Source organism: Nostoc sp. NZL, assembly GCF_015714705.1.
Lineage (GTDB): Bacteria > Cyanobacteriota > Cyanobacteriia > Cyanobacteriales > Nostocaceae > Nostoc > Nostoc foliaceum_A.
This window is the reverse complement of record NZ_WBKL01000171.1, coordinates 1-22019: the sequence shown is the minus strand read 5'-3', so window position 1 is coordinate 22019 and position 22019 is coordinate 1. Positions and strand designations below refer to the sequence as shown.

Annotated in this window: 19 protein-coding genes; 11 read left to right on the top strand and 8 right to left on the bottom strand. The window is 39.9% G+C overall.

Annotation, left to right across the window (positions count from 1 at the left end):
• Positions 1-11: 11 nt before the first annotated feature.
• Entirely contained in the window at positions 12-2597 is a 2586-nt protein-coding gene (locus F8R90_RS25260) for a GAF domain-containing protein (protein WP_196512957.1), read from the top strand.
• Positions 2598-2770: 173 nt separating this feature from the next.
• Here the strand turns inward: F8R90_RS25260 and F8R90_RS25255 are convergent, their stop codons facing one another.
• Entirely contained in the window at positions 2771-3445 is a 675-nt protein-coding gene (locus tag F8R90_RS25255; RefSeq protein ID WP_196512956.1) for a hypothetical protein, read from the bottom strand.
• Between the two features lie 1144 nt (positions 3446-4589).
• Between F8R90_RS25255 and F8R90_RS25250 the strand changes: the two genes are divergently transcribed.
• The 3 genes from F8R90_RS25250 (at position 4590) to F8R90_RS33935 (ending at position 7886) form a co-directional block, all read left to right on the top strand.
• A complete protein-coding gene (locus F8R90_RS25250) occupies positions 4590-5081 on the top strand; it encodes a hypothetical protein (protein ID WP_190896008.1) in 492 nt (163 codons plus the stop codon).
• Positions 5082-6454: 1373 nt separating this feature from the next.
• Positions 6455-7558 carry a response regulator gene (locus tag F8R90_RS25245; protein WP_196512955.1) on the top strand — a complete coding sequence of 368 codons (1104 nt, stop codon included), beginning with the start codon at positions 6455-6457 and terminating at the stop codon, positions 7556-7558.
• Between the two features lie 142 nt (positions 7559-7700).
• The gene (locus F8R90_RS33935) at positions 7701-7886 is read left to right on the top strand and encodes a hypothetical protein (protein ID WP_442946761.1); all 186 of its coding nucleotides are present in this window, start codon (positions 7701-7703) and stop codon (positions 7884-7886) included.
• 276 nt (positions 7887-8162) lie between these two features.
• Here the strand turns inward: F8R90_RS33935 and F8R90_RS25235 are convergent, their stop codons facing one another.
• Positions 8163-9134, bottom strand: coding sequence for an SGNH/GDSL hydrolase family protein (locus F8R90_RS25235; RefSeq protein WP_196512954.1), 972 nt, complete (start codon positions 9132-9134; stop codon positions 8163-8165).
• Between the two features lie 559 nt (positions 9135-9693).
• Here F8R90_RS25235 and F8R90_RS25230 point away from each other — a divergent pair.
• The 5 genes from F8R90_RS25230 (at position 9694) to F8R90_RS25210 (ending at position 13415) form a co-directional block, all read left to right on the top strand.
• Positions 9694-11046: a helix-hairpin-helix domain-containing protein gene (locus tag F8R90_RS25230; protein WP_196512953.1), complete on the top strand. Its 1353-nt coding sequence runs from the start codon at positions 9694-9696 to the stop codon at positions 11044-11046.
• A gap of 202 nt (positions 11047-11248) precedes the next feature.
• On the top strand, positions 11249-11845 hold the full coding sequence (locus F8R90_RS25225; RefSeq protein ID WP_190895990.1) for a hypothetical protein: 597 nt from the start codon (positions 11249-11251) through the stop codon (positions 11843-11845).
• A gap of 206 nt (positions 11846-12051) precedes the next feature.
• Positions 12052-12591 carry a hypothetical protein gene (locus F8R90_RS25220; RefSeq protein WP_196512952.1) on the top strand — a complete coding sequence of 180 codons (540 nt, stop codon included), beginning with the start codon at positions 12052-12054 and terminating at the stop codon, positions 12589-12591.
• A gap of 151 nt (positions 12592-12742) precedes the next feature.
• A complete protein-coding gene (locus tag F8R90_RS25215; RefSeq protein ID WP_196512951.1) occupies positions 12743-13057 on the top strand; it encodes a hypothetical protein in 315 nt (104 codons plus the stop codon).
• Entirely contained in the window at positions 13047-13415 is a 369-nt protein-coding gene (locus F8R90_RS25210) for a pentapeptide repeat-containing protein (RefSeq protein ID WP_190895986.1), read from the top strand. Before F8R90_RS25215 ends, F8R90_RS25210 begins: the two co-directional genes overlap by 11 nt.
• 210 nt (positions 13416-13625) lie before the next feature.
• Here F8R90_RS25210 and F8R90_RS25205 read toward each other — a convergent pair whose 3' ends face one another.
• The 6 genes from F8R90_RS25205 to F8R90_RS25180 all read right to left on the bottom strand — a co-directional run bounded on the left by F8R90_RS25205 (position 13626) and on the right by F8R90_RS25180 (position 21010).
• Complete coding sequence (locus F8R90_RS25205) at positions 13626-14579, bottom strand: LysR substrate-binding domain-containing protein (RefSeq protein ID WP_196512950.1); 954 nt, start codon at positions 14577-14579, stop codon at positions 13626-13628.
• A gap of 410 nt (positions 14580-14989) precedes the next feature.
• Positions 14990-15712 (bottom strand): class I SAM-dependent methyltransferase, encoded by a 723-nt coding sequence (locus tag F8R90_RS25200; protein ID WP_196512949.1) that lies wholly within the window; start codon positions 15710-15712, stop codon positions 14990-14992.
• 189 nt (positions 15713-15901) lie between these two features.
• Positions 15902-17743: an ATP-binding protein gene (locus F8R90_RS25195; protein ID WP_331000712.1), complete on the bottom strand. Its 1842-nt coding sequence runs from the start codon at positions 17741-17743 to the stop codon at positions 15902-15904.
• A gap of 474 nt (positions 17744-18217) precedes the next feature.
• Positions 18218-18934 (bottom strand): pirin family protein, encoded by a 717-nt coding sequence (locus tag F8R90_RS25190; RefSeq protein WP_196512948.1) that lies wholly within the window; start codon positions 18932-18934, stop codon positions 18218-18220.
• A gap of 334 nt (positions 18935-19268) precedes the next feature.
• The gene (gene dps / locus F8R90_RS25185; protein WP_196512947.1) at positions 19269-19841 is read right to left on the bottom strand and encodes a DNA starvation/stationary phase protection protein Dps; all 573 of its coding nucleotides are present in this window, start codon (positions 19839-19841) and stop codon (positions 19269-19271) included.
• Positions 19842-19957: 116 nt separating this feature from the next.
• Positions 19958-21010: an aldo/keto reductase gene (locus tag F8R90_RS25180; protein WP_196512946.1), complete on the bottom strand. Its 1053-nt coding sequence runs from the start codon at positions 21008-21010 to the stop codon at positions 19958-19960.
• Between the two features lie 209 nt (positions 21011-21219).
• On the opposite strand from F8R90_RS25180, the gene F8R90_RS25175 reads away from it, so the two are divergent.
• Positions 21220-21399, top strand: a complete 180-nt coding sequence (locus F8R90_RS25175; protein ID WP_196512945.1) for a hypothetical protein — start codon at positions 21220-21222, stop codon at positions 21397-21399.
• A 180-nt stretch (positions 21400-21579) separates the two neighbouring features.
• Positions 21580-21984 (top strand): thiol-disulfide oxidoreductase DCC family protein, encoded by a 405-nt coding sequence (locus F8R90_RS25170; protein ID WP_196512944.1) that lies wholly within the window; start codon positions 21580-21582, stop codon positions 21982-21984.
• The last annotated feature ends 35 nt before the right edge of the window (positions 21985-22019 follow it).

Here is a 22019-nt window from a genome sequence, read left to right as displayed (position 1 = left end):
AAATACCGGTTATGTCAGTGTATCAAGGAAGTTGTGGGGAGACCGCCGATTTGATTATTGGTGTTCACAACCAAGAAAACCGCGAATTACAAGCAAATTCTGCTCCTGTGGGTGCTCTTGCCACAAGACAAGGAACTTTTTCTACGTTTCTTGCTCCCCTGACTCAAGATACTTTTAAACAGGTCGTTAAGGATGTCGAGCAAAAATTACAGATTGTCCATCAAACCCTATCAATGCTGGATTCTCAGGGATTTGAAACTCTTCTGCAAGAAATGTTGCATTCGATTACCTTAAAAACCGGGGAATTGTTGGGGGCAGACCGGACGACAATATTTTTATTGGATGAAGAAAAACAAGAACTCTGGTCAATTCTGGCTGAGGGTGAGGGCGATCGCTCTTTAGAAATTCGCATCCCCGCCGATAAAGGCATTGCTGGGGAAGTTGCCACCTTCAAGCAAGTTATTAATATTCCCTTTGATTTTTATAGTGACCCGCGATCGCATTTTGCCCAAGAACAAGAAAAAAGAACTGGCTATCGCACCTACACTATGCTGGCTTTGCCGTTGTTAAATGAACATGGGCAATTAGTTGCAGTAGTACAATTACTGAATAAATTAAAATCTGGTCATAATCACGATGCTCCACTTGCAGAGCGCATTGATACCAAAGGTTTTATCTGTGCTGACGAACAATTATTTCAAGAATTTGCCCCTTCGATTCGCCTAATTTTAGAATCCTCGCGCTCTTTTTATGTAGCCACCCAAAAACAAAGAGCAGTGGCGGCGCTGATGAAGGCGATCAAGTCCCTCTCTCAAAGCAGTCTCGACTTAGAAGACACCCTCAAGCGGGTGATGGATGAAGCCAAGGAACTGATGAATGCCGATCGCAGTACACTATGGTTAATAGACCGCGATCGCCATGAATTATGGACGAAAATCACCCAGGATGATGGTTCAACCAAGGAGTTGCGAGTCCCAGTAGGTAAAGGTTTTGCTGGTATAGTAGCGGTTTCTGGCAAGAAACTGAATATTGCCTTTGACTTGTACTACGATCCTGACTCAGAGACAGCCCAACGATTAGACCAGCAAAATGGGTATCGCACCTGTAGCTTGCTTTGTATGCCAGTGTTTAACGCCGAGCAACAACTGATTGGCGTTACCCAACTCGTAAATAAAAAGAAATCCGGGGATTTTCCACCTTATAATCCAGCTGATTGGCCCAAAGCTCCCGACTGCTTCCAAGCTAGCTTTGACCGCAACGATGAAGAGTTCATGGAAGCTTTTAATATTCAAGCGGGAGTTGCGCTGCAAAATGCTCAGTTGTTTGCCACAGTCAAGCAACAAGAACAAATGCAACGGGACATTCTGCGTAGTCTTTCCAATGGAGTGGTTTCCACTGATAAAGCCGGGTTAATTATCGCCGCTAATGAAAGTGCCAAGCGTTTGCTAGGACTGGAGCCAGAAGACCGTTTAGAAGGTAAATTAGTTACTGATGCGATCGGCATCAAAGAAGGCGACTTTAGTAAGTGGTATCAGGATGCTTTACATGCAGCCGACTTAAAAGGCCGCCAGCAATATTACCCAGATCGCACGCTCCTAACTACTGGTACAGAACAGCACAGTATTAATTTATCCATCAACACAATTGCTGATGCTAGTGACCAAGAGCAAGTTCGTGGGGCGCTGGTGGTGATGGAAGATATCAGTGATGAAAAGCGGCTTAAGAGTACGATGTACCGTTACATGACCCAGGAATTAGCCGAAGAATTGCTGAAATTGGATGATGCTAAACTAGGAGGCGATCGCAAAGAAGTTTCGATTTTATTTTCCGATATTCGTGGCTACACCACTTTGACAGAAAACTTGGAAGCAGAAGAAGTGGTGAGTATGCTCAATGAATATTTTGAATCAATGGTGGAGGCAGTCTTTAAACATAAAGGCACCCTTGACAAATACATCGGCGATGCCATCATGGCTGTGTTTGGTTCTCCTCTACCTTTGGAAGAACACGCTTGGATGGCAGTGCAAACATCTTTAGAAATGCGCGTTCGTCTGCACGAATTTAATCAACGTCGCTATGTCGATGATAAACCCAGAATTAAAATCGGCATTGGCATCAACTCTGATACCGTAATTAGTGGGAATATTGGTTCTAGTAAGCGGATGGAATTTACCGCTATTGGCGATGGTGTTAATCTTGGCTCTCGATTAGAAAGTGTCAGTAAACAGTATGGTTGCGATATTATTATTAGCCATAACACTTTTAAACCATGCCAAGATTATATTTGGGCTAGGGAGCTAGATTACATTCGTGTCAAAGGCAGAAATGAGCCAGTAGCGATATATGAATTACTGGGTTTGCGTTCCAATCCTATTGAAAGCGAAAAATTGCAAGTGATTGAGCACTATCACAAAGGGCGCGAGTATTACCTCAATCGTCAGTTTTCCTTTGCTAGAGCTGAGTTTGCCAAAGTTTTGGCAGCAGACAACCAAGACAAAGCTGCTATGTTGCATCTCCTACGTTGTCAGCATTGGTTACAATCACCCCCAACAGATTCAGATTGGGATGAAGGAGTATGGACATTTCAAGAAAAATAAACGTCCAGTAATTAAATTCAAGCTAATTCTTAATTATTAATTAAAAAGGGTTTAATTCTCCCACAACTAACAAGCAGTCTTGTTTGAGGTGGGTTTAAATCCCCTTTATGTTACATAATTATGAATTTTCAATGAATTAATCTGGACATTTTTCTTCTTTAAATGTCTAATATTCAGCGTGACAAAGACTGTTTATCCAAAACTGACAAACTTAGAAGCTTGTTTACCCGTTTTAGGCATATCCTTGTGAAATATGTAAACCAAGTAGTAATTCCTACTAGTTTAAATGTATCTTCTACGGCAATAGGTATACTAGGAAATATTTTATCGCAAATAATTGATAATCCAAAGAATATTAGAGAAAATAACAAAATCATCAATTCAGTTTTTTTCAGAATAGTTTTAAACTTTATAAAAAACAGTAACCCAAGTGCAATGTAGCTTGCGTAAACGATACTTTCGTTAATATGTAAATAATCAGGAAATACACTTTCATGAATTAAGAAAAAGTCATCTATCAGTAACAAAGATGTCAATAGTCCAGAAAACAAAAAGAATGAGGAATATTCTTTAGCTCTGATATCTTTTCTGAGTAGTGCATAACTAAAGAGACATATGCTTGCACAAGAACACCAAAACAATATACCAATATTTGAGAAAAACCCCAAGTAGAAAGGCACACTCATTATGGCAGATGGATCTCTCGTCAAATAGTCGGCAGGTAGTTTAGTTTTTAATTTGAAACCTATTACCAGTAAAGAAAATGGAATAATTGTTGCCAAAAATGTTAATAAAAAAACTTTCAATTGATGAAAATAGTTTGATTTTTGAAAAACTAAGTTTGTCATGAGTTTCCACCTTGATTATCTAGCCCACTTACCGCAGATATTTTCAGATATTTAAGTATTCTTGTTTTAAACTTGAATATCTGCTGTGAAAGTATGATTTTCCTGCCCGCGTAAGATTACTCTTTATGCACATATGCGGTGCTTGACTGATAGGAATAAGTTTACCCATCAGCCCAGATATTCACCAAATATACTTCAGTAATCTTTAGGCAGGCAAAAGTATTATTTTTTACTTAAATGTTCGCTTGATTAGCTTGTCAAATGTGAAATCCTTGATTTGTAAGGGTCTAAAATTAAGCGAAGGTTAATGAAATTAAATCAACAAGTTAAGATTATTTCATATAATCAAAAAATATTCAAGTTCTTTGTGTCTTGATCTTATTGAGGTTTTAATGAACTTTGCCATCTCAGTCTGCATAACAAACTAGATAAGCTGAATCAAATTTAAGTTCCGTTATCCAGGGCTGAAATAGCTCTCTAGACATATAAAAAGAATATCTGCATTGATTCAGACTGTTGCCGGAGTGCTCGAAAGTCATGTTTATCTGTATAAAACAGTCCATCTCTGCACAGGGCATCATGAGGGGAATTCAACAAAAATTGGTGGGAATCCCATACTGCAAGAGGTGTCCGGGATAGCCGCCCACCGATTTAGTCATTAGTCATTAGTCATTAGTGCCAATGAATAATGACTCAAAATCCCAAGGCTTCAAGCCGTGGGATAAGTTAAATTTTACCTGCCTTTTGAACGGGGTTGGAGGATCAGATTTCAGTTGTTACTGCTACTCAACTGAGCGCCACTCCATATTATCTTTTACTAGTAATTGGTATTCACTCAAATCTTCTGATTTACTTGGGAAATATCTATTTGGTGTGATTATCGCAATTACTGAAGTGTCAGCTTTAACACCCGATATTGTTTGACCAGGGACTTGCGATATAAAAAAATTGAGTATTTCTAACAGGCAAAATCTATTTAAATTACTTTTTAAAATATCTTCATATTTCTCAACTAAATTTAAAAAATATTGAGATTGGATTAAGTATTTAAGAGGGAATCGCTTTGTAAAGGTTAGTTGATATTTGTTGTCAAACTGCTGGTGAAGTTAGAAACTAAGAAATATACAACACACGCAATTATTTTATGACTGCTATTTCTAGCCTTGAATTCAAACGACCAATTTGGCAAACCGCTATCATATTGACTTTGGGGTTTTGGCTCAGTGCTAGTCTAGTTTTAGACTGGGTAATTATGCCTAGTCTTTATCTTTCTGGCATGATGAGCCAAGCTGGTTTCACGACAGCAGGCTATACGATTTTTTGGAACTTCAATCGGATGGAATTATTATCTGCTGCTGTAGTCCTGACTGGGGCACTAGCTTTGAGCAAAACCCGATATCATTGGCGTATTGGCAGCATTGTTTTATCTGTGTTGCTGCTAACTATAGCTATGCTTGACACCTATTTTTTAACCCCGCAGATGTGCGCGATAGGTGTTCAACTCAACCTATTTGAAGCTGCTACTGCTATTCCATCGACAATGAACTTACTACACGGTAGTTATTGGGTATTGGAAGTAGTTAAGCTGGTAGCTGGCGGTACACTTTTAAGCTGGTGCTGGCGGGAGCAAGTTTAAGTACATGGCGAGGTATAACGGTGAGAATGTCCACTTCTAAATCTCACGCCAAAGACGCAAATAATTTCTTTGCGTCTTTTTGCTAAATATAACTTAATGCGTTAATGAATGCGATTGGGGACAATTTTGTATTATTTGTAACTTTAAAAATTTAAGATTTTTAAAGCAAATTGCTCCCATAAAATGATTCACTCATTTATAAGTGTAATTCAATTAACAGACACAATTATCTTTTACGGTACATTTTCAGCCTTTCCGGATATTCGATCAAATAAATACTGAAAGATAATATTAATTAGTTTTCATGTTTCCTTTACTGATTTATCATGAAGTTTATATATTTTTGCTAACTTTTTTTGAAAATTATAGTAATCTGAATTTTAGTGGTTACTTACTTGTTATCTACCATCTAGCTGAAAAGAGCTATTTTGCAGGTATATACTACCAATCAAGAATTTCGCTGCAAGTTCTTGAATTTGTAACTCCAAATTGTGCCGGGTGACTAATTAGCCCCACACAATATTGGAACCCATTTCCAGTTCAGTATTTATGAAGAGACTCCCTTCTGCTGATTTGGTTGCCTGTGCATCTCACCACACACCATCATGGCGGCAATTACCAGCCAGCTAACTCATCCTTGGTCGGAGGTTACCATTCTTGTTGTGCAAGTGATAATTTTGCCCAATCCCAACACTAAGAGTTGCTCTACAATCACAAATCTAAGTATACCTAAAACTTTTAGAATACTTAGTTTTTAATAATACTTTTTCTCTTGAAGAAGTTCCCCTCAAGAATAAACTTCTAGCAAAAGTACCCGGCGACTTTCGTTACGCCTACAAAAACATAGTTTGTCAGCGCAAACTGAATGGCTAAAAGCCTTGATGGAGAATTATTTAGGTCTACGTTACAGTAGATTTTGGTCGCTCCAGATTTTAGCATCAGAGGCAAAATAACTTTTGCAAGAGAACTAAAGTATCTACAATTTTAGGCTGCTAAATACGGATACCAATGATGCTTTTGTGACTGATGGGCGAGAGCCAATGGTCTGTGTGTTGCACTTGAGTTACTGTTAGATTGGCTAGATTAGCGAAAGATACAGAAAACCAATCTAATTTTTGAAATACTATATCCTGGCAACCAGTCGGGCCATTTTGCTATTGGGCAATAATATGGATTGGTTTAGTTGTAATTCGTGCTTTATAGCTTAACAGAGATTGGTGAATTAAGAGTTGGGGGGTGTGGAATCTCTGTACTAACTTAAATGTGACCGCTATATTTATTTGACAGTGCTCCCAACAATGTCGCGGTGAATTCCGAAAAGGTAATTCACTAATTTTGCCTGCAAATGTTGATTTTATTCCAGAGCTATCCCAATGAAGACACTTCCGATTAGTAGATACAGATTTTTCCAAAAGCTCCAGCCTTTATCTCTGTTAAAAAAAATCACTGGTAAGTCGGTTACTGGTTGTTTGCAAGTGTTTAGCACGTCAGGCTCTTGGTCAATATATATGGACGAGGGTAAACTAATTTATGCCTGCTACTCAGAGAAAATGTTTGAGCCACTTTACAGGAATTTGCAACGCTTGAGTCAGCAAATTTCTACTCTCCCTCGCGGAATTCACGAACAGTTGCGGGCGATATTTGAGACTGGTATTGAAAATCAAGCAATACCGAACCCAGATTATTTGGCTATTTGCTGGTTAGTCAATCAGAAATATATCAGTCCCTCTCAAGCGGCGATACTGATAGAGCAATTGGCGCTAGAAGTTCTGGAGTCATTTCTTAACTTAGAAGAGGGGAGTTATGAATTTATTCCTGAAAGCTTTCTGGATGACATGCCAAAGTTTTGTCATTTAAATCTCCGCTTACTAGTTGAACGATGTCAAACGCCCCGAAGCGTTGGCGTTCGCGTCTCTGAAAGAGAAGCCTCTCGTCAGACATCGCCAACTTCCCAATCGCACCCCTCACAATTGTTCCAAATAAATCAGCCGCAAGCTCAAACCAAAACTACATCTAAATCGTCTAGAACAAACAGCTATAAACCACCAGCCTATAATACTAATGAACATAGGGATAGGGGTCAGCGAATCATCCAACCGCCTGTTAACAAAAAAATCTACACAATCTTTTGTATTGATGACAGTCCTACGGTATTGAATACTATTAAAAGTTATTTAGATGATCAAACCTTTTCTGTTGTCGGAGTCACCGATTCTTTAAAAGCTTTAATGCAGATTGTCTGCACAAAACCCGACATAATTTTGTTGGATATTTCGATGCCTAATTTAGACGGGTATGAACTTTGCTCTTTGCTGCGTAAACACTCACATTTTAAAAATACACCTGTGATTATGGTGTCAGAAAAAGTAGGATTTTTAGATAGGGCTAAAGCTAAAATGGTCAGAGCTTCAGGCTATTTAACTAAACCTTTTACACAAGGAGATTTACTAAAAGTCATCTTTCAACATATTGTTTAATTCCGTAATATAGAAAATAGCTCCACGAAACCCAATATATTTGTTGGATATTTTAGGTTCAGTATTACCTGGCTGGTTACCATTCTAGTTATTTAAAATTGTCTGAGGGAATTTAAATTGGTGAGTCATTAATGTCATTAAGGTGACTAGTGCGAAAGAAGATTTAGAAATAATATTAGAAGAAAAGTCGGATGCTATTGTTACTGATGTAGTGATGTTGGGAATGAGTGGATTTGAATTGTATCGCTTCATCAAAACAAATCTGATTAATGAAAAAGTAACTGTTGTAATTTGTAGTAGTAAACATCAGGCAATTCACCGCTTGTAGGCAAAGAAGCAGGGTGCTGACGCCTACATAATTAAATTATATACGCCTGAGCAGCTACTGAGTATCATTCAATCGCTTGAGGCATAAACCTACACTGTTCAGTTAAGAATAATTAAGAATTAGTGGTCTGTCCCATTAATTTTGCGGGGTTGTGAAAGTTCGTAGTAAGTTTAGTGTGGTCTTCTCGCCTTGAGAGAAAGTTTAGTGGCTCTGATCCTTGAAGTTGAGCAAAAAATCGCTTACTAAGAACCTTTTTTTGGGTTAGAATTGACGACTTTAGTAGCTCTGAGGAAGTGGTACCTCCCTTAATATTTCTAAAAGCGATCGCACCATAACTTCACTGACAACTTTATTACCTTGTAAGTTGAGATGAATGTGGTCGTGATACAAACCTTGTGGGTTGGTAGTTGAATTGAATATCGGTAAAAAGTCTATATAGTTGATTTGCTTTGCTCTGGTAAAATCGTTCAAGCGGTGACGTGCTGTAATTTCGTAATCGCGGGGGCCTGGTTCACCAATTTCTCGTAATAAGGGAGTCATGACTAGTAGAAATTGGCTGTTGCTTTTGCGAGTTAGGGCTTGAATTTTACCGATCGCCTCCAGATTAAACCCCACGCGATCGCCTGCTTCATTTTGCACTGCTTTCATTTCGGCAATTGGCTTTTGCTTGACGATATAACGTTGCCACACTTCCACCAATGCTAGGGGAGGTTTACTATCAGGATAGTTGCGATCGCGTCCTACTGGTAAAGAGGTGGGAGGGGTAGCAAACAAATCATCGGTATTAATTAATAACACTACTGCTTGCGCGTTGAAATTGCTAAACTTTTGTAAATAAGCTAACTCGTTTCTTGGCCCCCAAGAGTTAGCTGAAGCATTCAGCACTTCTACTTCTTGATAATTACTATTAGTGGATGATGCTAGAGAATGCATCATCATTGTGGATATTGTATTAGTCTGATCTGTCCACCAGCCACCATTAGCAATAGAATCCCCTAACAGTAAAACTCGCAGCCCAGAAGGTACAAGCGTCTTTTTGATCGGACTACCTCGCATAGAATACTCATTAATTTGAATGCGATTACCAAAACGACGGGTACGTTGGTTAGGAGCCAATAAATAACCAATCTGCTCATCACCAATGTAAATTAGGGGATTACCAAAGCCAAAGAGCGATCGCAGTCCGATCTCAGCTACCACAAACAATCCCACAACCACTGCTAAAATTACGATCAACGCCACTTTCACCTACTCACACCCTCTTATACTGAGTTGCTTTTCAACGATAGTAACTGACGCATTGGGCATTGGAAAGAGGCAGAGAGGCAGGGTAAAAAGGAAAACTTTTCTTCCCCACTTTCCAGACATCTGACCGAAACAGTCTAAAGCAATGAGTTATCAGTGCTGAGTCTTAAGGTTGCACATAGTACTAATTGCTCGGTAATTTGGTCTGGAAGAAGTGACTTTAGTCGTGGAATATAATAACCAAGTTGCTTATTCAATTCCCTAACTTTAGTTATGGGATTCTCCTCTAAGCCGAGAAACTTGGCACTCAGTGCTATTCAATAAACAGATTAATATGTATTGGAATATGTTGAATCAGCTTTGAAAACAGCAATTATAAGGCTATTAACTGTCTATCTATTAGTTTACCAAGCTTTTGATATACTTTCGTTACTTTTGTGTAGGAGGATAGCAGTGTTTTCTAGTGATATAATTTTGTATTATTAGGTATTACTATATCTACAATTTTCATCATTTTATCAATTAATTAATTTTGCAAAAATTTTTTCGGGGGTAGGGTAGGATGATAAAAATAGCCACACGTAAATCTTTAGGTAAACAAAATGTCTATGACATTGGCGTTGAGCGTGACCACAATTTTGCGATCAACAATGGCTTAATAGCTGCCAATTGCTTCAATAAATCCCATTCAACTGCCTATGGTTATGTAACTTATCAAACAGCATATTTAAAAGCTAATTACCCATTGGAATATATGGCAGCGCTGTTAACGGCTAACAGTGGAGATACCGATAAAGTACAGAGATATATTACTAACTGTACAAATATGGGTATTTCCATAGATCCACCAGATATCAATCGTTCTGGTGTTGATTTTACGCCGACAGCGGGAAAGATTCTTTTTGGATTTTCGGCAGTGCGTAATGTGGGACAGAATGCGATCGCCTGTATTTTGGAGGCGAGAAATGAGACAGGAGAGTTTAAATCACTCGCTGATTTTTGCGATCGCGTGGATTTACGTGCTGTTAACCGCCGGACTCTGGAATCGCTTATTTACTGTGGAGCCTTTGACAAAATTGAACCCAACCGTCAACAGTTAATTAACGACTTAGAATTAGTGTATGATTGGGCACAATCTCGCGCTAAAGATAGAGCTAGTGGTCAAGGGAATCTCTTGGATTTATTAGGCGACGGATTTTCTTCTACTCAGAATAAAAGAGCAAATAATGCCTTTGAAACTGCTCCTAAATCTAAACCTGTGATGGATTTGCCCCCACAGAAAAAGTTGCAGATGGAGAAAGAATTATTAGGCTTTTATGTATCAGATCATCCACTGAAATCCTTACGGCAAATAGTACCGCTTTTGACCCCGATTAACCTTTCGCAACTGGCAGAGCAAAGGGAAGAAACAAGGCTTTGTGCAGTTGTCATGTTGAATAATGTCAAAAAAGTGGTTACTAAAAAAGGTGACCAGATGGCAATTTTGCAAATAGAAGACCTAACTACACAATCAGAAGCTGTAGTCTTTCCCAAAACCTATGAACGCATTAGTTCCCTACTCCAAGTTGACACCAGATTGATTATTTGGGGAAAAGTAGATCGACGCGACGAGCAAACTCAATTTATTCTTGAAGATGCAGAACCAGTGGAAACAGTACAAATGGTAATGGTGGAGTTAAATCCGCAGCAAGCAGGTAATATCGAAGAACTGCATCGCTTGAAAACAATTTTGCAAGAACAATCAGGAGACAAAGAAAAGGCAAAAATGCCAGTGATCGGAATTATACAAACTGAAAATTCTCGTAAACTTGTTCGCTTGGGTTGGCAATTTTGCGTACAAGATTCTAGAATAACCGTTCAAGCTTTGCAAAATGCCAGTTTTCCTGCTCATATAAAATTGCTGACTGGTAGCTGATACCAGAAGTGAAAAGTCCATTAATACTGAAAAGCAGCTTAAAAATTAATTCTGCTGAACTGTCAACAGTAAATCGCCTTAAGTATTGAGGATTTTAAACGTTTTTTTAGTTACTTATGCGGATGATAATTTCCTCAAGGTAATGGTATCTTTTTATGCTAATAGCCTTAAGGCTGCGACCGGGGGAAGGAGTTAGAACTTGATGAGCGTAAACGAGCTACAGAAATTTGTTTCATATTGTAAAAAAATTCAACCCCAAACTCACGAGGACATTCAAAAATTTTTTGAAGGAGTAATTTTGTTTCCTTATGATAAGGAACTTCTATTGCAAGCTTATTTATTTCTGAATATTAAAGACTTGTTTCCGTCGTGTGCTGAATTGCTGTTATTTGAAAAATCTCCAATTTCAGATTATACAGATTTAGGTAAGTGTGATTTTGTCTACCTGACTTTTAAAGGTAGTCTGTATTTAATTGAAACTAAGTTTATTGATACAGAAGCAACGGGAGCTACAGAAAGAAAAAGAAGAAATAAACACAGAAACAAAGTATTTGAGCAAGTTATTACTTTAAAAGGTCGATTTAGTGAATATTGGAATATGAGGCTAGATCAATTAGAGTGCGGGGTTTTCACAACAGATCCAGAAGTTGCTTGGCGAGGAAATGGTGTGAATGTCACATCTAAATCAATATCTATAGACCATCTCGAAAAATGGCGAAGAAGTTATCACACTAGTGAGAAACTTTTATCTCATCAAGATGGGTCAAAGTTTGAGGGGAAGCTGAATTTGAAAGGTTGAGCCAAGACCCAAGTAGACTTTTTACGGTGATTCATCCCCCATAACCTTATACAATTTGTGGAGCGATGCCTGCGGTTTTTGCTAGCCTACGCAAGTCCGAGTCCAAAGCCGCCAATTTGGGAAGAGGGAACATCGGTAACCTTGGCCCGGAAAACATGTCAGATTACTTGAATAAGTACCAAAAGTCTGACAGGAAAATTATACTAATGAGAATTTGGGCTACTACTGCTGTGCTAGCTTTTTCTTGGCTAATATCTGGGGTCATAGGTTCTGAGCCAATCAACGCTACTTCTGTTTTGGCAGAAAATGCTATATTATCTCCTGCATCTCCTGCGCCAACGAAGAAAAAACAGATTACTGTTAGTAACATCGAGTTTGGGCTGAAGAGAGTTGATTCTCAAGGTAACGTTACCATTTTCCAGACAAAAAGAGTGCCACTTCAGCAAGGAAACACCTACGGATGGCGGATTAAACTCAAAGACTACCAAGGTGAAGTGAAATGGCGCGAAGTCTTGCGTTTACCAAAACCTCCAGAAACTTGGGGTACAGATAAGGGTGAAGACTTCTCTATGTCAGCAGATGGGATGACATCTGTGACGCGGCGCACACAATCGGCTCCAGAGGGTGTGATTGAGAATTTTTGGACGATCACTCCTGGCGATCCGCTTGGTAAGCATGAAATAGAGGTCTATATTGATGACCGTTTAATCAGTACTTTCGAGTTTGAAATTATTCCAGTCAAGTAGATGTAAAAGGCATTGGGAAGAGACAAGAAAGACAACAAAGAAATCTTGTTCAATAATTCTTTCTTGTCCCCTTGTCCCTCTCATTCTCCCCTTAACCTTAAACTGAGGAGTATCTTAAAGATAGAAGTTTGATTCTTGTTGGGTGGCGATCGTGAATACAGAGGAATTCTTGCGATTAATCGAAAAACAGCGCCCATGTCCTCAGACACTGCCAAAAGGTCTGCAAGCAATGTGGTATGACAAGAAAGATGATTGGAGCAAAGCTCATGAAATAGTTCAAAATGCCAGCGATGCTGATAGTGCCTGGGTTCATGCTTACCTGCACCGCAAAGAAGGCGATTTGAACAATGCCCATTTCTGGTATCGTCGCAGTGGTCAGCCAGAATTTTCAGGAGAACTAAGCCAGGAATGGGAACAAATAACTTCTGTATTGCTAAAGAAGGTGAACGCGACGCATGAATGCTGAGGAATTAAAACGGCGTTTTGCCGCAGGAGAAAGATATTTTCCAGCCGTCAACTTGAGTAGGGACAAGCTGATTGGTGCCTATTTGCCTGGAATCAATTTATGGGGATCTGACTTGAGTGGAGCGAACCTAGCTAAAGCTAAACTCTGGGGAGCAGATTTGAGTAGAGCGAATTTAGCCAAAGCGAACTTGACCAGAGCTAATTTGAGCGGTGTCAAACTGAATGAAGCAAATCTCCGGGGAGCAAAACTCAACTATGCCAAGTTGTATGGAGCGAATCTGACTGGCGCTTACTACGATGAAAGCACGCGGTTTTCTAGAGGTTTTGACCCCATCAGTCAAAATATGCGAAAGGTGTGAAGGGGATTAGAGACTGAGTAATTTCCCTGCAAGCGGATTTTATATTACAGCGTTTTTCGATTCAACCGTAAGTGGTACAGAATTCATGCTGAATTCTGTACCACTTACTCCTTGACGATTTCTGGTTAAATTGGCGTTCGCGTAGCGTGTCCTAAAGGACAAGGTATTGCTTTAAATAACTGATTTTGATATATATTGATGTCAGCTATTTTACATAGATGATATCAACATTTGTTCAAAGACTTTGGAAAGAGCAGTTTGAAAACGCTGACGATGTTTGAGTTTGAAAAAAGGTCGAACTATTTCTGCATAGGCGTAGCCCGCCGTAGGCATCGCACCGTTACCCTCTCTGTTATCAATCACTCGAATTGCCCGCAGAGTTCCCAACTGTATTTCTTTTTTTACCATCAACTCAGAAATTCCAATAGCACCGACACCATCTTCGATCGCTGCTTTTGTCATCTCTCCACTGTTGAACACTAAAATTACATCCAATTCACTGAGATTGATTCCCCAATTTTGTAGGGCTTCCTCAAACCTTTGCTGGGTTCCAGAACCTGGTTCTCGCATCACCCAAAGGGTTTGAGTTAATTGGGTTAAGTCAATTTCTCCCCATTCAAACCAAGGGTGTTTTTGACCTACCACAATTTGCAAGCGATCGCTCCCCACTATTTCGGACTCTAGAGTATTCTGAAGCGCTGGCTTTACATCTCCTTCCACCAAACCCAAATCAAACTGTCCTGTCGCCGTTCCAACACAAATCTCTTCTGTATTGGCAAGGCTACAGTTAATCTGGATACCAGGATATTGGCTCTTAAACTTACTAATTTTGCTTGGTAGCCAGTAGTTAGCAATTGTCAGACTTGACCCTAATTTCAATTCACCCCGTTGTAGATTGTTCAATTCCCGCAATCCCCTTTCAGTCAAGGAAACTTGATCGAGAATTTTCCGTGCTTCCACTTGCAGTAATTTACCAGCCTCAGCAATCTCAATATGGCGACCAATCCGATGGAATAGTTTCACTCCGTATTCTTGCTCTAAGTTGTGGATTGCTGCACTAACGGCAGGTTGGGTAATATAAAGCTCCTCTGCTGCGCGAGTAAAGTGTAAGTGCTGCGCCACAGCTAGAAAGATTTTTAGCTGCTCAAGCGTCATTCCTGCCATTTATGGTATCCCTACAACTTGGTGTAAAACTTTAATCACTTTCATTTATCATTTTGACAAACAAAAGCATTTGTTTCTATCGATTAGTTTGACTAAAGTATAAACCAAGGCTTTCTACCTAGTTGTTAGTCATTGGTTATGCGTCCTTTGTAAATGACCCATGCCAATGCCCAAGCATGAAATATAAGGACTTCCACAAATGAGCGGTTTAGTAACTGCAATTACCATAGGGATAAGGGCATTCATTGCCACCAACATCAATGATTAGGTATATGTTGCAAGAAAAAGATTTGGGTCATGGGAACCAGGACTTCTGCCAATGGGGAGTATGTCAGACCAATAGAACTACAGAGTCCTGGAAGGTTATTCCCGATGAATTGGGTCTACGTTCATCTATAGGCTGGGGTAGTTCACAACCGCACCTTATACAACTCGAATAATTCCCCTGATTTCTGCGTTACTACTTTACCACCAGCCGCTTTAATAGTTTTTTCCCACTTAGCCAAAGGCTCTAAAAACACCTCAGCCGCCAAATAGGTTTCCAGAACTGCCCAATCTTCTGCTAAAGGCTGTTCTGGGTTGAGAACGTCAAACACAAAATGCCCACCTGGTTTTAACACCCGCTTGACTTCTGCCAGTACAGCATCCCAATATTCGAGTGGAAAATAGCAGCTAAATCCTGTTGCGATCGCAAGGTCAAACTGTTCTGATGAGTAGTTTAACTGATGAGCTGCTCCCAACTCAACACCTTTGAACAGCTTAGAATTTAACTGCGGCCCACGGGAATTAAGGGTATCCCGTGCCACATTACTGATTTCTTGACCATGAAAAAATGCTTGCCAATCCCGCCAAGGATAAATTAAAAAGCTGATACCACAGCCAATATCTATACAGTGCTGGTTCTTTTGAGGTTTAGCAATTTCCCAAAAAGGGGAAGCAATTCTCCCTGAGAAACTACCTCCAATCCACTCACGGAATATCGGCATCGCTTGTACTTCTGTTGGGAGTTCAAAGGTTTCACCTTGATACTCGCGGTTAAAGCGATAGGCTATTTGGGCTAATCTTTCGTCCCAGTTTGTTGATTTGGGTGAAGTAAAGAGATTTTGGAACTGCGAATCGGGCTTTTTGGACATCAGGTTGCTCTTTGAGTACTTCAGTCCAATTTTAGTGTAGACAAAGTGCAAGCAGTAACTGTAAAATAGCTAACTTGAAAACTAATTTCCAGATAAAAATTTATTTTCGGAGTAGCAGCGACGTACTAGGATTAGCTTGCTATTCTGGGTAAGACTGCGATCGCAAATTCTCCAAAATCAGCAGAGTGTTTAACGGGAACCAGCACTTTTAACTACATTTTTTCCAGGCTGGATTGGAATCTCAATCACAAACTTTGTTCCACCATCTGATGTCGAATTATACCAAATATTGCCACCGTGTTTTTCTACAACAATTTGATAACTAATAAATAATCCTAGTCCCGTCCCTTTGCCCACAGGTTTGGTGGTAAAAAATGGGTCAAACAACTTCAAGCGAATTTCTTCGGGAATACCCCCGCCATTATCGGCAATTGAGATAGACACTAGATTGTCTGAGGTTAGCTGAGTTTGAATCCAAATACTGGGTGTTTTATGTTGTCGGTTAGTTTTTTCGACCGACTCTTCTAAAACATCTATAGCATTCGTTAGGATATTCATAAAAACCTGATTCAGTTCTCGAACATAACACTGCACCAAAGGCAATTGACCATATTCTTTAATAACTTTAATTCCAGTAGCATCTGCTTTTGTCTGAAGGCGGTGATGCAAAATTATCAAGGTATTATCGATACCAGAATGAATATCCGCTTCCTTAAAAGAAGCTTCATCCAAGCGGGAGAAATTTCGCAATGATACAATAATATCCCGGATGCGTTTTGTACCAACTTGCATCGATTGAAGAATATTGCCGAGGTCTTGTATAATAAAATCGAGTTCTATAGAGTTAAGTTGTTGTTGAAGTGATGGGGGTGGATTGGGATAATGCTGCTGATAAGCCATCACTAATTGCAGTAAGTTTTGGGTATATTCATCTATATGGTTAAGGTTGCCATAGATGAAATTGACAGGATTGTTAATTTCGTGTGCTATTCCTGCTACCAGTTGCCCCATGCTGGACATTTTTGCTGTTTGAATAATTTGTGCTTGGGTTTGTTGCAGTTGTGAGAGTGTATGTTGAGCAAGTTGAGCATTCTCACGAGCTTCGGTATAAAGTTGTGCTTGTTTGAGAGCTATTAGCAGTTGACGATGAGCGTAGATGTAATCCAAAATTAGTCCAGCCAAGGGCACTAAGTAGGCAACAATTTTCAAAAAGTGAGCAATATTAAAATGATTATCGAACAGAGCCGTTGAACCAAAAACCATGTGGAATTGGGTAGCGACATTAGGAATAGTACTAATAATTAGAGCGTGAGAGAATAAACTAGGATACTTGCGCCAAAAGCGGGGATAAATTAGAATGCCAGCTACCAAGAAAAGGATCAAGGGTATGATATCCCAAGGTCGAGTAATAATTGAGTTGGGAAAGATAGTTTGTGGTAAGGTGTGACTAGTGGCGCAAACAGCAATTATGCCGTAACAAACTAACCCAAAGCCCAAAGTCACTGCAACTATAAACTTTAAACTGCCTTGCCACCTTGTAGGTTTACTGAACAGAAAAATGCTGACACCAATTATCGTCACTAAGGCATTGCAAAGTCGGCAAAGTGCCCAAGTAAAAGGGATGAGCTTACTGTTATCAGCAACAGCTTCAATTAACCTATCGGCAGCTAGGGTGTGGAACGCATCTATTAGTCCGGCACACAACAAAGTTACACCAATGATTGGTGTAATAATATCGCTTTTTATATAAAAGTGAGCAAAAGCCAAAATAATAGTGAATATGGCAGTACAAACTGCGCTCCATTCTAAAATTGTATGGACGAAGCTTCCTTGCAATCTTTGGTAAATAACTTCTTCAATAAATCCCAAACTAGCAGGATTACAAACAATCTCTAAATTCCGGGGTAACAGACTAGAAGCAAAACTAACTCCCAACACATTTAACGCCGATGGCAATAAGCAAATTAGCCATATTATCCAAATTAACTGAACAGGAAGTTTTAGTGTTTGCTCTGTTGATGTCGTAACCACAATCACCTCTGGAGAAGAAACTAATGGGGAGGAAAATAGAACAAAGTGTGTTGGAATCTATTGTGAACACAAACTTCACTTTTTCTTTTTCTTAGAATTCCCAAAAACCATTCGTCTCTAACTACCGCAGTGGTCTAGTGGTGATACTACAAGTAAGCTGTTAAGCATTTAATTTGCACATTGAGATCGCAGGGGGGCAGGGAGCAGGGAGCAAGGGAGAGGGTTTGCAGCTTTTATTACCATGAAAATGATGCAATTTAAATGACGATTAGCTTAGTAATACCTCATTTTGGTATCTTAACTGCAAACGAAAAATTCCATTACTGAAATTCTTAATTAACAAAATTTTCAATTAACTTAGTTAGACTTACGCTATTAGCCAGAGATATAAATCTCTGGCTGATGAATAAGAAAATGCTACATTCTGAAGAAAAGGCTTGTCTAATTGAGCCTTTTAGCAGATAAATTGGGATATTAACCCAAATCGAAAAGCAAGATTTCGCCGCCGATATTGGTGCTAATTTCTAGCTGTTCTTCGCCGTTGATTTGCACGCCATCGCCTGCTCTGAGTTCTTGGCCATTCAAGTTAACTATGCCTTGCGCTATTTGTAACCAAGCATAGCGACCAGGTTTAACTTGATAATTAACAACATCACCTTCCTCTAAAACAGATGTGTATAAATCAACATCTTGGTGAATTGTCACAGCACCATCGCGCCCATCTTTAGCAGCAATTAAGCGGAGTTTGCCACGCTTTTCTTCTAGAGGAAAAGCTTTTTGTTCATATCTTGGTGCTAATCCTTCTTCATCGGGAAGAATCCAGATTTGTAGCAAGTGCAGTGGCTCGGTTGGTGAGGGATTGAATTCGCTGTGGCTGATCCCAGTACCAGCACTCATGATCTGTGCATCACCAGGGCGAATCACTGACCCTGTACCCAAGCTGTCTTTATGCTCTACAGCACCTTCTAAGACATAGGTAAGGATTTCCATGTCCCGATGGCCATGGGTAGGGAATCCAGCACCAGGGGCGATGCGATCGTCGTTGATCACCCGCAGAGAGCGAAATCCCATGCGGTTGGGATCGTAAAAACTACCGAAGGAAAATGTGTGATAACTATCGAGCCAGCCCATTTTAGCGTGACCGCGGGCGTTTCTATCATGAATTAGATGGCTAATTGTATTTTGAGACATAGATTTACCTCGTTGTTAATGAGTATTTAGTTAGGAGTAGAGACGCGATTATACTCTTACGAGAAGCCGCTCTTCGAGCGTCTACGCGTCTGTACAAGAGTTAAAAATCAGAATGAAATTAGCATACTTTTTCATTAATACTTTAACTTCAAAAAGTTAAAGTATTAATCTTGATGTATTATTTGTCGAAGATATTGTTGAATTTCTCGACCTAGTTTTGAACTATTTCAATAGTAAAGTATATACATATAAATGAAAAGTACGCACTTAAAAGTGACGTACTTACCAAAAAGATACTATTAGATTTAAGAAAGACTACTTTTCTCAGAATTGCTTATTTTACACCAGCAGGGATTTTTTGAGTTTTAGTAGTACCCGCTTTGCCATTCTCTGCCTTAATTTCTGCTACTTGTAGATGAGCTTCTAAGAACCAGAGTCGTTTGTCAATAGTGCGGGAAATTTCGGTGTAAAGGTCAGCGGTATCAGCATCCCCTAATTCATCAGTTTTAGCGATCGCTTCCCGGATATGTTTAGCATAAAGTCCAAAACGATCTGACAAGGCTGTTACATGGTCTTTACCATCCAAAATATCTAAGGGATATTCTGGCAAAATTGAATTACTAGCTGCGGCGCGGGCTGTCCCAAAGGCGTATCCGCCTAAAGCTGTGACGCGTTCAGCTACCATATCGATGTATCCTTCCAATTCCACAGCAAGTTCATCAAATAATAGGTGCAACTGGTAAAAGTCAGTTCCTTTAACATTCCAGTGTGCTTGCTTTGCTTGGGTTTTCAGATCAGAAGTAGCTGCCAAAGTTTGGTTGAGAAGTACCACGATTTGCACTCGCGCTTCGGCGGGAATGTCAATGCGGGTAGGATACAAACGTGATGTAATGCTGTTGTCGCTCATGATTCTACGTTGTTAATGCCTTTTAAACTTAACTCTACAGAATTGTTTGCCGGTGCGAAACTCTCTGACGATGGATTGTATTAAAGGCTGAATGTGTTACTGTTTATGACTATTAGTTAAATGCGATGGTTTTCTATGGTATTGAATGTGCCACCGAAAAGGCGATCGCGAATATTATCATTCTGCAAAAAGTCATGGGGAAAACCCAGTTCAATTTGACTTACGTCATTTAAACGTTGCAAATGTTCTGGCGAAAGTACGACATCTAAAGAAGCTAAGTTATCTTGAAATTGCGTTAATTTACGTGCCCCAATAATCGGAATAATCACACCACTTTGAGTGCGTAACCAAGCTAATGCTATCTGTGATGGTGTGTGTCCAATTTCTGCTGCAACTTCACTGACAACTTGAGCGATCGCTAAATTCCGTTCTGAAATAGTTCCTAACGCTGCATTTGCTAATCTTCCTTGTTCGCTACCTTCTTGAGGAGGCTGATTATACTTACCTGTCAGCACACCACCACCTAAAGGCGACCACGGTGTTACCGCTAAATCGAAGGCTTTAGCCATCGGTAGTAAGTCACGTTCTGGGGTTCGTTGAATTAAACTATATTCAATTTGCAGAGCGACAAACTGCGTCCATCCTTGGAATTGGGCGATAGTATTTGCTTGGGAAACGATCCAAGCGGGTGTGTCAGAAATGCCGATGTAAAGTACTTTACCTTGACGGACTACATCATCGAGCGATCGCAAGACTTCTTCAATAGGTGTTGTAAAATCCCAAGCGTGCAACCAGAATAAATCAATGTAATCGGTATTCAGCCGTTTCAGGCTACCTTCTAAAGACTGGATTAAGTTCTTGCGATGGTTTCCACTGGCGTTAGGATCGCCTTTTTTGTCATTCATTCGCAAGGGAAAAGAATATTTTGTTGCAACTACAAAGCGTTCCCGTTCTTTAGCGATCAACTCACCAACAATTTTTTCACTGCTACCATCGGTATAACCGTTGGCGGTGTCAATGAAATTTCCCCCTGCTTCTACATAAGTATCAAAGATTTTACGACTTTCGTCAGCAGATGCACCCCAACCCCAATCTTCACCAAAGGTCATGGTTCCCAAGGAGAGTTCAGAGACTCTTAACCCGCTTTTGCCCAAGAGTTTGTATCTCATGAATATTTTCTCATTAATGAAAAAACTAAGCAAATACCATCCCAAAGGCATGATAACTGGAAACTGGAAGCGATGTTTGACTTAACGCATCGCCCTGCATTGTGAATGCGGTGACTTGCATTGTGAATGCGACGACTTGCATTGTGAATGCAGCGATGTTTGACTTAACGCATCGCCCTGCAATGTTAATGCATCGACCTGCATTGTGAATGCGACGACTTGCATTGTTAATGCATCGACCTGCAACTTTAATGCAGTTTTTTTTTACTTCGCACTGGTTGGGTGAGGCAAGAGCGATCGCAATTCGTTGTCACCTCGTGGTAGTTTTGCTTGATAATGCCTTCGCTACAATAAGCCTACGTCAAGTCAAAACAAGACCTATCTTCTGATATCTTGCCAAATTTACAACTTAAACTCGACGACATTATGCATATTTGACGATCGCCACGGTATCGGAAAGTAAGTAGTTGAAGTAATGATTGCTAATTTGCGGCTTTTTTCTAAGCTAGAATACCAAAGCTGTGTTTAAACACATCCGACAAGTCAATTGCTAAAGAGCCGTTCTTTTTATGAATTACTACGTAATATACGATGGGAATTGTAATCTCTGCGTTACTCTAGTGCAGTTGCTAGAAACCTTAGACCAAGGAAAGCTGTTTCGCTACAGTCCGATGCAAGATGAGCAAACACTTTTACAGTGGGGAATTACAGCTCAAGATTGTGAACAGGGGGTAATTTTAATTGATGGTAATGAACCTCAGAGACGTTGGCAAGGTAGTAACGCTGCTGAAGAGATTGGGCGGTTATTGCCAGTAGGAAATATATTTGTAGACGCTTATCGAGCCTTACCGGGGATGAAATGGGCAGGCGATCGCTTTTACGAACAAATCCGCGATAATCGCTATGCACTCTTTGGTAAGCGTTCTAATACATATCAATCGGCATACTGTGTGGATGGTAGCTGCAAGCCGTAGAGTCTGAGGCAGGGGGCAGGGGGCAGGGGGATGAG

Coding starts and splice junctions, on each gene's coding strand:
- F8R90_RS25260 (WP_196512957.1), top strand. CDS start 12: ATGTCAGTGTATCAAGGAAGTTGTGGGGAGACCGCCGATTTGATTATT.
- F8R90_RS25255 (WP_196512956.1), bottom strand. CDS start 3,445: ATGACAAACTTAGTTTTTCAAAAATCAAACTATTTTCATCAATTGAAA.
- F8R90_RS25250 (WP_190896008.1), top strand. CDS start 4,590: ATGACTGCTATTTCTAGCCTTGAATTCAAACGACCAATTTGGCAAACC.
- F8R90_RS25245 (WP_196512955.1), top strand. CDS start 6,455: ATGAAGACACTTCCGATTAGTAGATACAGATTTTTCCAAAAGCTCCAG.
- F8R90_RS25230 (WP_196512953.1), top strand. CDS start 9,694: ATGATAAAAATAGCCACACGTAAATCTTTAGGTAAACAAAATGTCTAT.
- F8R90_RS25225 (WP_190895990.1), top strand. CDS start 11,249: ATGAGCGTAAACGAGCTACAGAAATTTGTTTCATATTGTAAAAAAATT.
- F8R90_RS25220 (WP_196512952.1), top strand. CDS start 12,052: ATGAGAATTTGGGCTACTACTGCTGTGCTAGCTTTTTCTTGGCTAATA.
- F8R90_RS25210 (WP_190895986.1), top strand. CDS start 13,047: ATGAATGCTGAGGAATTAAAACGGCGTTTTGCCGCAGGAGAAAGATAT.
- F8R90_RS25205 (WP_196512950.1), bottom strand. CDS start 14,579: ATGGCAGGAATGACGCTTGAGCAGCTAAAAATCTTTCTAGCTGTGGCG.
- F8R90_RS25200 (WP_196512949.1), bottom strand. CDS start 15,712: ATGTCCAAAAAGCCCGATTCGCAGTTCCAAAATCTCTTTACTTCACCC.
- F8R90_RS25190 (WP_196512948.1), bottom strand. CDS start 18,934: ATGTCTCAAAATACAATTAGCCATCTAATTCATGATAGAAACGCCCGC.
- dps (WP_196512947.1), bottom strand. CDS start 19,841: ATGAGCGACAACAGCATTACATCACGTTTGTATCCTACCCGCATTGAC.
- F8R90_RS25180 (WP_196512946.1), bottom strand. CDS start 21,010: ATGAGATACAAACTCTTGGGCAAAAGCGGGTTAAGAGTCTCTGAACTC.
- F8R90_RS25175 (WP_196512945.1), top strand. CDS start 21,220: ATGCGACGACTTGCATTGTTAATGCATCGACCTGCAACTTTAATGCAG.
- F8R90_RS25170 (WP_196512944.1), top strand. CDS start 21,580: ATGAATTACTACGTAATATACGATGGGAATTGTAATCTCTGCGTTACT.